The sequence below is a fragment of the Luteimonas suaedae genome, from assembly GCF_008312895.1.
GTDB classification, from domain to species: Bacteria; Pseudomonadota; Gammaproteobacteria; order Xanthomonadales; family Xanthomonadaceae; genus Luteimonas; species Luteimonas suaedae.
In genome coordinates, this window is the sequence record NZ_VSSP01000001.1 from 100,295 (window position 1) to 114,766 (window position 14,472).

The 14,472-nt window shown below is 68.5% G+C and carries 15 protein-coding genes; 9 read left to right on the forward strand and 6 right to left on the reverse strand.

Annotated features, from left to right (window positions below; all coding sequences use genetic code 11):
* Positions 1-3: 3 nt before the first annotated feature.
* Positions 4-1,656, reverse strand: a complete 1,653-nt coding sequence (locus tag FXO19_RS19725; protein WP_317133778.1) for an MFS transporter — start codon at positions 1,654-1,656, stop codon at positions 4-6.
* 336 nt (positions 1,657-1,992) lie between these two features.
* On the opposite strand from FXO19_RS19725, the gene FXO19_RS00465 reads away from it, so the two are divergent.
* From FXO19_RS00465 to FXO19_RS00475, 3 genes are read left to right on the forward strand one after another with little or no spacing between them, the layout of a single operon-like run.
* Entirely contained in the window at positions 1,993-2,457 is a 465-nt protein-coding gene (locus FXO19_RS00465; RefSeq protein ID WP_149193101.1) for a helix-turn-helix transcriptional regulator, read from the forward strand.
* A gap of 28 nt (positions 2,458-2,485) precedes the next feature.
* The gene (locus FXO19_RS00470) at positions 2,486-2,896 is read left to right on the forward strand and encodes a VOC family protein (protein WP_149193102.1); all 411 of its coding nucleotides are present in this window, start codon (positions 2,486-2,488) and stop codon (positions 2,894-2,896) included.
* 9 nt (positions 2,897-2,905) lie between these two features.
* Positions 2,906-3,463 (forward strand): DUF1801 domain-containing protein, encoded by a 558-nt coding sequence (locus tag FXO19_RS00475; RefSeq protein WP_149193103.1) that lies wholly within the window; start codon positions 2,906-2,908, stop codon positions 3,461-3,463.
* Positions 3,464-3,489: 26 nt separating this feature from the next.
* Here the strand turns inward: FXO19_RS00475 and FXO19_RS00480 are convergent, their stop codons facing one another.
* Entirely contained in the window at positions 3,490-4,197 is a 708-nt protein-coding gene (locus tag FXO19_RS00480; RefSeq protein WP_149193104.1) for an FMN-dependent NADH-azoreductase, read from the reverse strand.
* 120 nt (positions 4,198-4,317) lie between these two features.
* Between FXO19_RS00480 and FXO19_RS00485 the strand changes: the two genes are divergently transcribed.
* The 4 genes from FXO19_RS00485 (at position 4,318) to FXO19_RS00500 (ending at position 6,940) form a co-directional block, all read left to right on the forward strand.
* Positions 4,318-5,223 carry a LysR substrate-binding domain-containing protein gene (locus tag FXO19_RS00485; RefSeq protein WP_149193105.1) on the forward strand — a complete coding sequence of 302 codons (906 nt, stop codon included), beginning with the start codon at positions 4,318-4,320 and terminating at the stop codon, positions 5,221-5,223.
* An 83-nt stretch (positions 5,224-5,306) separates the two neighbouring features.
* Positions 5,307-5,666 (forward strand): DUF6152 family protein, encoded by a 360-nt coding sequence (locus FXO19_RS00490; protein ID WP_149193106.1) that lies wholly within the window; start codon positions 5,307-5,309, stop codon positions 5,664-5,666.
* 19 nt (positions 5,667-5,685) lie between these two features.
* Positions 5,686-6,162, forward strand: a complete 477-nt coding sequence (locus FXO19_RS00495; RefSeq protein ID WP_149193107.1) for a DUF6644 family protein — start codon at positions 5,686-5,688, stop codon at positions 6,160-6,162.
* Positions 6,163-6,268: 106 nt separating this feature from the next.
* The gene (locus FXO19_RS00500; RefSeq protein ID WP_149193108.1) at positions 6,269-6,940 is read left to right on the forward strand and encodes a YceH family protein; all 672 of its coding nucleotides are present in this window, start codon (positions 6,269-6,271) and stop codon (positions 6,938-6,940) included.
* 76 nt (positions 6,941-7,016) lie between these two features.
* On the opposite strand, the gene FXO19_RS00505 is transcribed toward FXO19_RS00500, so the two are convergent.
* The 3 genes from FXO19_RS00505 to FXO19_RS00515 all read right to left on the reverse strand — a co-directional run bounded on the left by FXO19_RS00505 (position 7,017) and on the right by FXO19_RS00515 (position 10,625).
* Positions 7,017-8,117: an NAD(P)/FAD-dependent oxidoreductase gene (locus FXO19_RS00505; protein ID WP_149193109.1), complete on the reverse strand. Its 1,101-nt coding sequence runs from the start codon at positions 8,115-8,117 to the stop codon at positions 7,017-7,019.
* Positions 8,118-8,398: 281 nt separating this feature from the next.
* Positions 8,399-9,475 (reverse strand): alpha/beta hydrolase, encoded by a 1,077-nt coding sequence (locus FXO19_RS00510; protein WP_149193110.1) that lies wholly within the window; start codon positions 9,473-9,475, stop codon positions 8,399-8,401.
* A 193-nt stretch (positions 9,476-9,668) separates the two neighbouring features.
* Positions 9,669-10,625, reverse strand: a complete 957-nt coding sequence (locus FXO19_RS00515) for a gliding motility protein GldB-related protein (protein WP_149193111.1) — start codon at positions 10,623-10,625, stop codon at positions 9,669-9,671.
* 298 nt (positions 10,626-10,923) lie between these two features.
* Here FXO19_RS00515 and FXO19_RS00520 point away from each other — a divergent pair, with 298 nt between their 5' ends.
* Positions 10,924-11,979, forward strand: a complete 1,056-nt coding sequence (locus tag FXO19_RS00520) for a DUF5694 domain-containing protein (protein ID WP_255516188.1) — start codon at positions 10,924-10,926, stop codon at positions 11,977-11,979.
* 75 nt (positions 11,980-12,054) lie between these two features.
* Here the strand turns inward: FXO19_RS00520 and rlmF are convergent, their stop codons facing one another.
* A complete protein-coding gene (gene rlmF, locus FXO19_RS00525) occupies positions 12,055-13,095 on the reverse strand; it encodes a 23S rRNA (adenine(1618)-N(6))-methyltransferase RlmF (RefSeq protein WP_223115393.1) in 1,041 nt (346 codons plus the stop codon).
* A 143-nt stretch (positions 13,096-13,238) separates the two neighbouring features.
* On the opposite strand from rlmF, the gene FXO19_RS00530 reads away from it, so the two are divergent.
* Positions 13,239-14,339, forward strand: coding sequence for a Gfo/Idh/MocA family protein (locus FXO19_RS00530; protein ID WP_149193112.1), 1,101 nt, complete (start codon positions 13,239-13,241; stop codon positions 14,337-14,339).
* The last annotated feature ends 133 nt before the right edge of the window (positions 14,340-14,472 follow it).

Consider the following 14,472-nt stretch of genomic DNA (forward strand, 5'->3'; position numbering starts at 1 on the left):
ACGTCAGTCGCCGGCCCGTTCCCTTGCCTCCAGATCCCGCTGTATCTGCTCGAGCTTCGCACCACTCAGGTCATAGAACCGCAGCGCAAACATCGCAATCAGCGCGAAGACGCCGGGCACCGCCGTCTGCAACAGCACGATACCGGTCTGCGACGCACCGCTCTGCGCCTGGTTGGCGGCATAGCCCATCGCCGCCAGCACCCAGCCGACGCCGGCGGCGCCGAGCGCACCGCCCAGCTTCTGCGAGAAGGTCGCGGCGGAAAACGTCATGCCGGTCGCGCGGCGGCCCGTCTTCCATTCGTTGTAGTCGGCGGCGTCGGCATACATCGACCAGGTCAGCGGTGATTTGGGTCCCAGGGCCAGGCTGATCAGGATGTTGAGGAGGAACATGACGACGATCTCTGCCGGCAGGTCCGCGCTGTCGACCCGCGTGCCGTCGGTACCGGTCCTGGTCACGCTGATGACCTGGCCTTGGGCGTTGGCCAGTGTCAGTACGGGACCGGTTTCCTCCAGCTCAACGCGCTTGCGGACGATCCAGAATGCGTTCTCGTGGCGGGTCCAGCGATAGTGATCGTCCGCTTGCGCGGGTGCATCGAGCATCGCGTCCGCCTGCAGCGTGACGGCTGCATTGCCGGTGATCGTCACCACGCCATTGGAGGCCGGCGCGGGAACGAAGGCGTACAGGATCGACAGGGTTCCGACGATGGCCATGGTGACCATCAGCAGGCGGGCCTTGTCGAAACGGCGGGTCAGGAATGGCGTAGCGATGGCGCCCACCGCATACGCCGCCATCTGCAGGCCGATATACGCGCCCATCAAGTCCGGCCGCTCGACGAAGTACTTGAAGTAGTAGGCCGCCGAACTGCCGCGCAGCACGATCGTGATCATGACGATCATGGCCAGGGCGAACAGGATCACCCAGGGCCGGTTCTTCAGCAGGTCGGCGATGTCCGTTAGCGGATGGGTCTTCTGCGCCCGTGGCGGCGTCACCCGCTCGCGGGTGGTCAGGAACGTCACCAGAAACAGCGCCGTGGCCACCGCGCTGTACAGCACCATGGTGAGCTGCCAGCCCCTGGCCGCATCGTCGCCACCGAACCAGGCCGCCAGGTCCGGGGTCGCGGCGCCGACGATGATTCCGGTCAGGTAGGCGAAGAAGAAGCGGATCCCGAAGACGGTGCTGCGTTCGCGGCCGTCGGCGGTCAACACGCCGGCCAGCGAGTTGTACGGGATGTTGACGATGGTGTAGCACAACATCATCGCGCTGTAGGTGGCGTACACCCAGATCAGCTTGCCGGTCTCGCCCAGATCCGGCGTGCTCATGGTCAGGATCGCCGAACCCATCAGCGGCAGCGCGCCGAACAGGATGTAAGGGCGGAACTTGCCCCAGCGCGAACGGGTGCGGTCGGCGAGGGCGCCGATGGCGGGGTCGGTGAACGCGTCGATGACCCGCGTCGCCGCGAACATCCACGCCGCGGCGGACGCGGAAATGCCGAAGATGTCGGTATAGAAGTAGAGCAGGTACGAGCCGATGATGACCCAGTAGAAGTTGAAGCCGGCGTCGCCCAGGCCGAAGCCGATCTTCTCGCTGAAGGCGAGCTTGGCCGTCCTGTCGCTCGCCGGACGGCGACCGTCCGCTGCCTCTTGGCTGGCTGACACTTCTCGCTCCCCGGACCTGTGCCTCGGCTGTCGGTGCCGATATCGAGTTAACGCTAACATAGGGCGGACGCGTGCATGTCGATCCGGAAAACGACGTCTTCCGGGCATCCCCCGTAGGAGCGCGTCATGCGCGCGATGCCGCGGACATCTCGCCGCCCGCGAATTCCGGCAACCAGTGCGCCTGCCGGTCCAGCATCGCGGCCTCCACCGGATCCTGCTGACACCCGCGGTATCGCGCGCATGGCGCGCTCCTACGGAGGGACCGCCAGCGGAGACATGATGTTCGCTTTCGAGCGCGCTGGACGACCCCTGGTGCGAGGTGGCAGGATTCCAGGGATGACCAGCAGGCCCGCCGCAGCGCAGCATCTGCGCGATCTCGCGCGGCTGCGCCGCGTCCGCGACCGGATCGACCGAGAGTACGCGCAGCCGTTGGACGTCGAAGCGCTCGCCCGCGGCGTGCACATGTCGGCGGGGCACCTCAGCCGCCAGTTCCGGCTCGCCTACGGCGAGGCACCGTACAGCTATCTGATGACGCGGCGCATCGAGCGCGCGATGGCGCTGCTGCGATGTGGCGACCTCAGCGTCACCGAGGTCTGCTTCGCAGTCGGCTGCTCGTCGCTGGGCACCTTCAGCAGTCGCTTCACCGAACTGGTCGGCGTGCCGCCCAGCGTGTACCGGCGCCAGGCGGCGCGCGCGACGATGGAGATTCCGTCCTGCCTGGCGAAACAGGCGACCCGGCCGGTCCGGACCAAACCGATCAGGAATGGAGAAGCGCGGGCCCCCGCACCGGACCTAGCATGACGGCCCACCCACAACGAGCACGACCGCCATGGACATCAGCATTCACGCGAGCTTCCTCCCGCACAGAGATCCCGAGGCCTCCCTGGCCTTCTATCGCGATATCCTCGGCTTCGAGGTCCGCAACGACGTTGGATACGAAGGCATGCGCTGGATCACCGTCGGCCCTTCCGGCCAGCCCGGCACGTCGATCGTCCTGCAGCCGCCGGCGGCCGATCCCGGCGTCACCGACGAGGAGCGCCGCGTCATCGGCGAGATGATGGCCAAGGGCACCTACGGCGGCATCCTGCTGGCGACTGCCGACCTCGACGGCGCCTTCGCGCGGCTGCAGGCCAGCGAGGCCGAGATCGTCCAGGAGCCGACCGACCAGCCGTACGGCGTTCGTGATTGCGCCGCCCGCGATCCGGCGGGCAACATGATCCGCATCCAGGCGTTGCGCTGAACCCCTGCCATGACAGAGAAGACAGCCCGCAAGCCGGCGAAGGTCGCGAAGAAGAAGGTTTCGAAGGCAGCCGCGGCCAAGCGGGCGGCTGCGAAGACGCCTGCGTCGAAGAAGGCCGCCGGAAAAACGGCTGCGAAGAAGCCCCGTACCGCGCCGGCCGCCGCGAAGCCGAAACTCCTCTCCGGCGGCAACCCCCAGATCCCGAAGGGCGAGGGCGACGCCCCCGTGCAGGCCTACATCGCGGCCATGCCGGGCTGGAAACGCGAGGTCGGGCGCCGCCTGGATGCGCTCATCGAGCGCGCCGTCCCCGACGTGCACAAGGCGGTCAAGTGGAACTCGCCCTTCTACGGCATCGAGGACCAGGGCTGGTTCCTCAGCTATCACTGCTTCACGAAATACATCAAGGTGGCTTTCTTCCGCGGCACGTCGCTGCGTCCCGTGCCGCCCGGCGAGTCCAAGCAGAAGGAAGTGCGCTACCTCGACATCCACGAAGACGATCCGTTCGACGAAGCGCAGTTCACCCGCTGGGTGAAGCAGGCCAGCCGCTTGCCCGGCGAACGGATGTAAGCGGCCGGCCTGCGTGCACCAGCGCTTCAGGCTGGCAGCGGTTGCCGGGGCGCGGGTGCGGCGGTCTCGGCCAGCAGGGCATCGACCAGGCAGTCGACCTTCGCCTGCGCCGCGGCGACCGATGCGGCGAGGCGTTCGCCGCCGAACTCCTCGTTCTCGATCGCGATGCCGCGCAGGTCGTGGATGCCGATGAACCCGAGCGCGGTGCGCAGGTGGGGGTCGAGGTGGTTCATGTGCGCCAGCGGTCCCCCTTCGTCCATGCCGTGTCCGCCGCGGGACGACAGCAGGATCACCCGCCGCGGCCGGTCGGTCAGCAGCGGCACGTAGGGATCATCACCACGCGAAGGGTCGAACACCACGGTGCGGCCGATGCGCACGATGCCGTCCACCCATGCCTTGAGCGGTGCGGGCATCCCGAAGTTGTACAGCGGCGCGCCGATCACCAGCAGGTCGCTGTCGATCAGTTCGTCGACCATGGCGTCGCTGTCGGCCAGCCGCTCGGCCATCCACGGCTCGCGCGCGTCGCGGCGGGTGAACTCGGCGCGGATCCAGTCGTGGTCGACCAGGCGCGGCGGGGCGGTGCCGAGGTCGCGGTAGCGCACCGGGTCGTGCGGCCGCGCGCTACGCCAGCGGGCGACGAAGCGATGGGTCAGGGCGCGGGTGTGCGAACCGTGCGGGTCGATGCCATGACGGCCGGGGCGGGCGCTGGCATCCAGGTGCAGCAGGCGGGTCATTGCGGGCTCCTCGTTAGCGTTAGGATTGTTCACGCGTGGTGCGATGTGGGGTACGCTAGAGGCCGTCGCTGCGCGCGACAAACGATCTTTTCTTCGAGTATGAATTAGGAAAACTCACTCATGAGCCGGCGCCTGCCATCCCTGTCGGCGCTGCGTGCGTTCGAAGCCGCCGCCCGCCTGGGTAGTGCCAAGCACGCCGCGGGAGAGTTGTCCGTGACGCCGGCGGCGATCAGCCATCAGATCCGCCAGCTCGAGGACGAGCTCGGTCATGCGCTGTTCGTACGCCGGCCGCGCCAGCTGCTGCCGACGCCGCAGGGCCAGGAACTCCAGCGTGCGCTGACCGGTGCGTTCGGCGCGATCGCCGCCGCGGTCGATCGCGTGCGCGCACCGCAGCGGCGCAGCCTGACCCTGAGCGCCACGCCGGCGGTGGCCGCGCGCTGGCTGCTGCCGCGCCTGCCGCAGTTGCGCGAGGCCTGCCCCGGCCTGGACCTGCGCATCCATGTCTCGCACGAGCCGGTGGCGCTGGACGGCGTGGAGGCCGACGTGGCGATCCGCTACGGCAGCGGCCGCTGGCCGGGCCTGCTCGCGTGCAAGCTGTTCGACAACGTGTTCGCGCCGGTGTGCAGCCCCCTGCTGGGGCTGCGCGACCCAGGCGAACTGCCGCGCCACACCCTGCTGCATTTCGCGCCGCCGGGCGCGCGCAGCGCTCCGGTCGACTGGCCGGCTTGGCAGCGCCGCGCACGGGTGGCGGACCTCGACGCCGAAGCCGGGCCGGTCTTCTCGGATGAAACCCACGCCATTTCCGCCGCGCTCGCCGGGCAGGGCATCGCCCTGATGAGCGTGGCCCTGGTCGCGGACGAGCTGCGTGGCGGTTCGCTGGTGTGCCCGTTCGGCCCGGAGCTTCAGGCCGAGCCGTTCCATCTCGTCCATCCCGAGGACGCGCGCGAGGACTGCTGGCTGGCCGCCCTGCGTGATTGGGTCCTGGCGTTGCCGCCGTTGACGTTGCCGACGCAGCGCGAGCGTTGAAGGTGATTTCCGGCACGGCAGACTGCTTCGCCTTAACGTCGACTGTGCTACCGAATGCGTACACCCCGACCGGAATGCGCGTCATGCGATACACCTGCCGCCTGCTTGTTGTCCTCACGTTGCTGGCCACCACGCTGGCCTTGCCCGTCCTCGCCCACCACGGCTGGAGTTCCTACGACGCCGAGCAGGTCATGCGCTTCGACGCCGCCCTGGCCGAGGTGCGGATCCGCAACCCGCATGCCGAGGTCGCCGTCGATCACGACGGAGAGCGCTGGCAGGTGGTGCTGGCGCCGGTGGCACGCATGACCACGCGCGGCCTGGCCGACGACGCGCTCGTCGTCGGCAAGACCATCACCATCGAGGGCTATCCGCGTCTGGACGGTACGCGCGAGCTGCGCGCCGAGCGCATCGTGGTCGACGATAAGACCATCGAACTGCGCTGATCGCAGGCGTTCCGGCCGCATGGATCTCGCGCCGTTCGCGGCTGCGCTGGAAGCGTCGGCGCTCGGGACATGGATGCGCGGTGGCTGGAGCTACGCGCTGGTGAACGTCGCGCACCTGGTCGGGTTGGCGCTGCTGGTCGGCCCGATCATCCTGCTCGACCTGCGGCTGCTCGGTTTCGGCAAGCGTTTCGCGCCGGAGGCCGTCTCCGTCGCGCTCACCCCGTTCGCCATGGTCGGGCTGCTGCTGTCGGCGGCGAGCGGCATCGCCCTGTTCGCGGCCGACGCCACGGCGCTGATCGGTAATCGGCTGATGCAGTTCAAGCTGCTGGCGCTCGTCCTTGCCGTGGCCAACGCCGCCCTGTTTCGTTTCGCTTTCGCGCGCCATTTGCCGCATTGGGACCGCCGGAAGCCCCTGTCCGCACGCGCTTCGGCGCTGCTGTCGATCCTGCTGTGGCCGGTGATTCTGGTGGCCGGGCGCCTGATCGCATACATCTGACCGCGCCAGATCGAAGCCGCGCATGCTTGCGGTTCCTTCATCGTCGATTGCAGGGTGCGGCTGCGGCGTGTTCAATACCTGGCCCCGGTTCGAGACGCCAACGCTCATGGAATCCGATCACGCCGAACGTGCAGAACCGCCCGTGCTGTCGCCAGAGGAGGCCCGCGTGCTGGGCTGCCTGATCGAAAAGGAAGCGACCACGCCTGATCTCTACCCGCTGACCGTCAACGCCGCGCAGTCGGCCGCCAACCAGAAAACCGCGCGCGAGCCGGTGATGGCGCTCGATCCGGGCACCGTGCACCACGCCCTGCGCCAGTTGGAGCAGAAAAGTCTGGCCAAGCAGGTGTTCTCCACGCGCGCCGAGCGCTATGAGCACCGCACCGGCGCCTACTTCAGCCTGCCCCAGCAGCAGGTGGTGTTGCTGGCCCTGCTGCTGCTGCGCGGTGCCCAGACGGTCCACGAGCTGCTGGCGCGCAGCGAACGCCTGTGCAGGTTCTCCGACGCCGAGGACGTGCGCCATCACCTCGACCGCCTGGGCCAACGGCAACCCGCTCTGGCCGTGCTGGTGCCGCGTGGCCCCGGTCAGCGCGAGGACCGCTACGCCCACCTGCTGTCGGGACCCGTGGACATCGACGCCATTGCCGCGCGCGCGCCGGCGCGCACTTCGTCCGAAACGCCAGCCTCGGCATTCGAGGCACGCTTGCTGGCGCTGGAAGCCGAAGTGGCGGAACTGCGTGAGCAGATCGCGGCGTTGCGCACAGGATCCGACGACGGCTGAAATCTCGAAGGGGAAAACGGGATCGGGTTGAAGCCTCTGGGTCGAGGCGTATGACCGGCCGGTGGCGAGCCAGGTCTCAAACTGCTCGCTTATGGAAGTACACCTGCTCTGCCGCCCAGCGCAGGGGTGGCGAGTGCAGCAGCAGGTCGAAGGGCCAGTCGAACTGCAGGCGGTCATAGGCCCAGCGCAGGGCGCGCTTGGCGCGGAAGCGCGGGGCGGCATCTATGGCGACCTGTTCCGGCGGCGGCCCGCCGTCGCGCAGGTGCGCGGCGATGGCGCGGCCGACGGTCCAGCCGTGCTCCCAGGCGGAATGGATGCCGCCCGCGGTGACCGGCGACACGATGCCGGCGGCGTCGCCGACGAGGATGGCACGGTCGCGGGCCATGTCGAACACCGGCCCGCTGCACGGGATCAACCCGGCACGGGTGTGACCGGGCCTGAGATGGCGCGGCAAGCCGCCCGCCTGGCCGACGCGCAACAGGAAACCGTCGATGTCGGGCATGCGCGCGCTCGAAGGGTCATGGCGCAGCGCCAGGCCGGCCTGGACGCCGGTGGGGCTCTGCGCGATCCAGCCGATGTAGCCGGGCGCATAACGCTTGCTGATGAAGCAGTGCAGCGCCTCCGGTCGCGCGAGGGTGGCGCCGGGAAACTCGTATTCGACCCCATAGAGGAACTGGCGCACCTCGCCCAGGCCGCAGCGCCGGGCGACGCGTGAGCGCGCGCCGTCGGCGCCGACCAGGTAGCGGGTGGCGCCCACGCCGTTCACCTGCCAGCCGTGGGCGTCGCGTTCGGCGGCGGTGAATGGGCTGCCCAGGCGCAGGTCCACGCCGTGCGCGCGCAGCTGCCCGGCGAGCCAGCGCATGACCGCGGGCGTGTCGGTGGTGAGGAAGTAGTAGCCCGGTGCGGCCAGGGCGACCTGTCTCAAGCTCGGCGCGTACAGGCGCACCTGCTCGATGCGTCGCGTCATCCGGGCCGGAATCCGGTTGAGCAGGGTCCGCTCGGCGGCTTCCTTCACGATGATGCCGGTGGTACGCAGTTTCTCGCCGGGATCATGCTTGCGCTCGAGCACGCACACGCGCAGCCCGCGTTGCGCGGCGGCAATGGCGCAGGCAGCGCCGGCGAAGCTGGCGCCCACGACGATGACGTCGGGAGCGGAAGCGGGTGTCGCGTTGTCCATCGGCGCTTCGGGGGTGGGAACGTCGAGGACGATATCGATGCGATGCGAAGCCGAGACGGAGGGAATGTGAAGCGAACTTGAAGTCGCGGGGCCGTCAGGCGCGGACGCCGCACGACCTGCAGGATGCAACGTACCCGCGATCTTCGGTTTGCGCTCCGTAGAGGCGAGCTTGTTCGGCTGCTGTCTCGGCGCGGGCTCCGGAGCCCGCGGCAGCGGAGCAACCCCGTTCTACGGCGGTATTTCCCGCAAGACAATCACCTGGGACGACTGCTTGGCTGCGATCAACCGGCTTCGGGGCCCGCTGTTGCGGCCAGCATCGAGCGCGGGCAGGCCGGCCGGTCGAACCAGTCGACGACGGTCGGCGCCAGCAGGTCCAGCCGCATCGGCAGGCTGAGATGGTCCTCGCCGGGCATTTCGAGGTAGCGCGCATGCGGGGCGGCGGCGGCCAGCGCGCGGCCATGCGCGACCGGTACGTGACGATCCGCATCGCCGTGCACCAGCAGCGCACAGGGGACCTGCGCGAGCGCCGCGCCGACGTCGACGGCGTCGAGCGGCAGGTCCAGTGCCGCGCCGGCCTGGTCGATCGCCGCGTCCAGCACCGCATCGTCCAGTTGCCAATGCATCCACCGCCGTGCCAGCCGCTCGTCCCATGTGGCGGGGCCGTTGTCGAGCATGTGCGGCACCATGTCGCGGATCGCGGTGCCCGCGACGGCGAACGATTCCAGCGCGACGACGCGCTCGGCCCGCAGGCGTGGATCGGCGGCGGCGAAGATCGCGGTGGCCGCGCCGTAGGACACCCCGAGCACGTGCAGCGGCCCGACGATCTCGCCGCGTGCGCGCAGCGCAGCCACCACCTCGACCACGTCCGCCGCCTCGCGCGTGCCGTAGCCCGACGGCGCATGGCCGGAACGGCCGTGGTTGCGCAGGTCGATCGCGACCGTGCGGTATCCAGCCTCGCCGAGGCGCAGCGCCCATGGCAGCAGCGAATCGCCGTTCATCATCCACCCGTGCAGCAGTACCACGGTGCCGCGCGGCGTCGGTGCGGGCGCCGTCGGCACGTCGAAGTCGAGCGTGGGGAAGGTCTTCCCGTGCGCCTCGCCGCGCGGCCACGTCGCGCGCAGCCGATACTCCGCGGGGTCGATCGCGCGCCAGAACACCGGCACGCCGGCCTGGGTGATGACTCGGCCACTCCGGTCCGGCAGCCGCGCGAGCGCGGCGTCGAGGCGCGCGGCGGGCAACAACGGGGACGTCCCGTCAGGCGCGACCAGGTGCCCGGCCAGCGAGGTGGACAGTCCCGGCCATGACGAGAAGCCCGCGGCGAGCACGCAGGCGGCGAGCAGAACGGAAAAGCGCAGCATGACGGGTCATTTCGGAAACGGCTGCGCAGCCTACCGGGCAAGCCACGCGTGCTCTATCGCAATACGATGACACCGTGATGACAGAAGAGCGGCCGTTCAGGCTCGAGACCGAGAAAGATCGGGTCGGGCCCGAATCCGGCGACATCGGCCGATCGTGAGCTGCACGCCCGGCCGGGCCGGCGAGGACGCGATGCTAGCGCCTCTTCTCCTCGAACCGGATTCCCGGATACCAGCCGCTCTCTGCGAGGAAGGCCTTCGGATCCTGCATCCGCAGAATGTCGCGCAGCGCCTGGCGCTTGTCGGAGGCACGCTGGTAGTAGGCCTTGACGATTCGGTAGCCGACCCAGTAGCCGAGGTCGCCCGGCGTTTCCAGGCTGCTGTTGTCGAGCCAGGCACTGGTGTCGGTCTTGTCCATGTCGGCCTCGAACGCGGTTTCGATCTCCAATTCGCGGCCACGCGTCAGCGCATCGAAATGCGAGTACGCGACATGGCCGGACGTCAGTTCGGCCGCGAACTCGGCGGCGCCTTCGACCAGCGAGCGCTCGAGCACCGTGGGTTGTTCGAGGTCGGCCGTTTCCGGCACCAGCTGCACGTGTGCATACTCGTGCGTGATCACGTGCACGAACCGGGCCTCCACGTCGGGATTGAGCCATTCCACCGCGCACAAGGCCTCCAGGCCGATCTGCAGCCCGGTATCGGGATAGCCAATGCCCACCGGCTTGCCGCGGCCGACCGCGATCGTCACCGGTGGCAGGTACGCCTCGGGATAGAGTTCGCCAAGCGTGTGCAGGGCCTGGCTCAGCCGTTGCCGCACTTGCGGCAACACGCGCATGCAGCGCTTGGCATCGGCATACAGGTCCGGCCGCTTGTCCAGGGTGTCGGCGATCCTGGTGCCGGTGATGTCGCGCCGCTTGGCGAACTGCTGCAGGCCTTCGGAGCCCGGATCGAGGTAATCGCGCTGCAACTGCTCGGCGGTGGGTTTGCCGTCGGCGGCGTCGTAGATGCGATAGAAGCGCTCCACGTCTTCGATCACGACTGCCGGCGACGTCGTCGCACCCGCGCCGGCCGCCTCCTGCGCCGGCGCCGGTCCGGTTGTACAGGCCAGCACGGTGAGCGCGAGCAATGGGGTGAACGATGCGGTGGGGTTCATGTGTGCGCAGTCTCTGGTGTGGAAAAACAGGTTGCAGTCGACTGTTGCCGGGCCGCGTCAGAAGTTCAACGCTGACCGCTGTTGCGAGCCTGATGAGCTGCCGACGAAAATTCTACCGGGCATTCTCGGATCGGTTTGCCGATGCAGGGGAACAACTTCGCTCGCCGAGGAAAGTGGATTGTCGGCTGGACCCGTCGGCGACCGCCCGAGCAGGAAGACACCATGTCCAATGTCACAGGCGTGCTTGGCCTCGCTTTGCAAAGATCGGGCTTCGAACGGGCATTCCAGGAGGTCGTGCGTGAGCAAACGATGGGCGAAGTGGGGTTGGCTGTTGGCGCTGGCCGGTCCGGCGGTGGTCCAGGCGCAGGTCGATCTGACGGCACTCGACCAGGACATGGCCGGGCCGCGCGCGCAGGTACTGGTGCTGGGCACGGTGCACCTAAGCGAAATACCGGGGGACGTCCGGCCCGAGTCACTGGACCCGGTGCTGGACCGGCTTGCCGCGTTCAATCCGGACGTCATCACCATCGAAGCGATTTCCGGTGAGGAGTGCGATCTGGCCGCCCGGCATCCCACCGTGTACGGGAGCGATTACTGTGCCGATACCGACGCCGCAAAGGCCGCGACCGGACTGGACGTGCCCGCCGCCATCGCCGCGGTGAACAGGACGCTCGAGACCTGGCCCGAGCAGCCTGCGCCCGCGCAACGGCGGCACCTCGCCTCGCTGTTCCTGGCCGCCAACGATCGCGCATCCGCACTCGTGCAATGGCTGCAACTGCCCGAATCCGAGCGCCGCGCGGGCGATGGGCTGGACGACGCGCTGGTGGTGTCGCTGAACCAGCTGACGACGCGCAACAACGAGAACTACCAGGTGAGCGCGCGCCTGGCCGCGCGACTGGGCCTGCAGCGGATCCATGCCGTCGACAACCACACCGGTGACAACGTCGAGGTCGCGGATGTGCAGGCGTTCGGCCAAGCGATCCAGCAAGCCTGGGAGGCGGGCAGGGCGGAACTGAACGCACGCGAGGAGCAGGAACGGGCCTTGTCGCAAGGCCGTGACCTGCTGCCGCTGTACCGCTACATCAACCATCCGGAACACCTGAGGGTGCTCGCCGACGTCAATGCCGGCGCGGCCATGCGGGCGAAGTCGCCGCGGGATTACCCGCAGATCTGGGCGGCGGGTTGGGATACCCGCAACCTGCGCATGGTCGCCAACATCCGCGAGGCTTTCCGCGAACGCCCCCGCGCACGCGTACTGTCGATCGTCGGTGTCTCGCACAAGCCGTGGTTCGACAGCTGGCTGGGGCAGATGCAGGGCGTGGAGGTCGTCGACGCGGAGCAGGTACTGAAGTGATCGGTCCGTAACGCCATCGATTGCTATCGCCGCGGGCGCGGCCGTGCGGATCCGGAGTGGCGCCGGTGCGATGATCTACCTCCGCCCCTTTTCCCGCCACGCCCGGCGCTGACCGGTCGCCAGGAACGTCCAGGCGACGAACCGGCTTTGCTTGCTGCCCTGTGCCATGGCGACTTCGCGCACGTCTTGCGCACTGGCCTTTCGCAGCTGCTTGTGCACGTCGGCAAGATGTTCGGACTTCGAGACGAGCGTGCTGAACCACAACACCCGGTCCTGGATGCCGGTGCTTTCCCGGACCATGCGGCGCACGAACGACGCTTCGCCGCCGGTGCACCACAGCTCGTTGGCCTGGCCACCGAAGTTCAGTGGCGCCGCCGGGCCTCGCGCGGCAGTCCTGTCGAGCTTGCGCCACTTGCGCTGGCTGCCGCGCGCGGCGTCCTGTGCGGATGCGTGGAACGGCGGATTGCACAGGCTCAGGTCGAAGCGTTCGTCGTCGCGCAGCACGCCCGCGAAGAGGCTGCCGCGTGCAGGCTGGTGGCGCAGCTCGATCGCTTCGCCCAGGCCGTTGTCTTGCACGATGGCGGCGGCCGCGCGCACTGCCGTGGCGTCGATCTCGGTACCGACGAAATGCCAGCCGTAGTCGGCATGGCCCAGCAGCGGGTAGATGCAGTTGGCGCCCACGCCGATGTCGAGCACGCGGATGGCGGGCCCACGCGGGATGCTCCCGTCATTATCCGTGGACAGCAGGTCGGCCAGCCCATGCAGGTAGTCGGCGCGGCCCGGGATCGGCGGGCACAGGTAGCCGTCAGGGATGTCCCAGTGCGCGATGCCGTAGTCGAGCTCGAGCAGGGCACGGTTCAATGCGCGCACCGCGTCGGGGTTGCCGAAGTCGATGCTGGTGTCGCCCGCAGGCGTGGTGACGAGGAATGCCGACAGCGCCGGGCATGCCTGCGTCAATCGCGCGAAGTCATACCGGCCCCGGTGACGGTTGCGGGGGTGCAGGGAAATGCTCGCCTTGGCGCGTCGGTCTGGCGGAGACTTCATGGACCGATTGGATGTGATCGGAAACAAAGGCCAGAGTACCGTTTTCGGGTTGATTCCGATGCCGGTTGGCAACCCATGCGATCTTGACGACCCTTGGAGGCTACGCGACATTGCAGCCGCACCGGCCGGCGATCGCCATCGTGCATGCATGGCGGCCCCGCGGTCCTAGGAGGGGCAACGCCCGCCTCTCGACCCACACTACGGGAGTGCTCGACATGGCCAAGCTGTCCCGCCGCCAGTTCCTGAGCGAGACCAGCTCCGCGATCGCGACGGCTCCGTTCATCAGCACCAGCGCCACGCGCGCCCGGGCGCAGGAATCACGGAAGCTCGGGTTCGCGATCTGCGGGTTGGGGCGGTTGAGCGAGGGCCAGATCGCGCCGGCGCTCACCAGGACCAGGCATTGCCGCCTGGCCGGCCTGGTGACCGGCACGCCGGCGAAGGCCGAGGCGTATATGGCGAAGTACGGCGTGCCGGCCGGCAGCGTGTACTCCTACGACACCATGCACCGCATGGCCGACGATCCGGAGATCGACGTGGTGTACGTGGTCACGCCCAATGCGCTGCATGCCGAACACACGATCCGGGCCGCCGCTGCCGGCAAGCACGTGTTCTGCGAGAAGCCGCTGGAGGTCTCGGTCGAGCGCTGCCAGCAGATGATCGACGCCTGCAGGAATGCCGGGCGGATGCTCGGCACGGCCTACCGCTGCCAGTACGATCCGCACCATCTGGAGTGCATCCGCCTGGTGCGCGAGCAGGTGTTCGGCGCGCCGTTCATCATCGAGGCCGGCTTCAGCATCGACGTCGGCGACCCCGACCAGTGGCGCTTGAGGCGGGACTTGGCCGGCGGCGGCGCCCTGATGGACGTAGGCATCTACGCGCTGCAGGCCACGCGCTATCTGACGGGTGAAGAGCCGACGGTGGTGTCCGCACTGGAAACCAAGAGCGATCCGGCCAAGTTCGCCGAGGTGGACGAGAGCATGATCTGGACCACCCAGTTTCCGGGCGGCGTCGTTGCCCACTGCAGCACCAGCTACAAGGCCGGCGGCATCCAGAACATGCGCGTGAACGCCGAGCGCGGCTGGTTCGAGCTCGATCCGGCGTTCTTCTACGACGGCAACCATGGCCGCCGCAGCGACGGGAAGGAGATCCGGTTTCCGGAAATCGACCTGTTCGCCGCGGAGATGGACGACTTCGCGCTATGCATCCTCGAAGACCGCCGGAGCAGGGTGTCAGGCGAGGAAGGGCTGCGCGACGTGCGCATCATGCAGGCGATCTACGAATCCGTCCGGATCGGTGCGGCGGTGACGTTGGCCTGAGCCGGGAAAACCGGAGCCAGCGTCGCGTTTCGTGGCTCCAGGGATGAAAAGTGCACGCTGACGCCGGTGTTCCGACCCCGGCGTTCCGCGCATTCCGACATTCTTCGCACAAGACGCTCTCTAGGGTCACCCG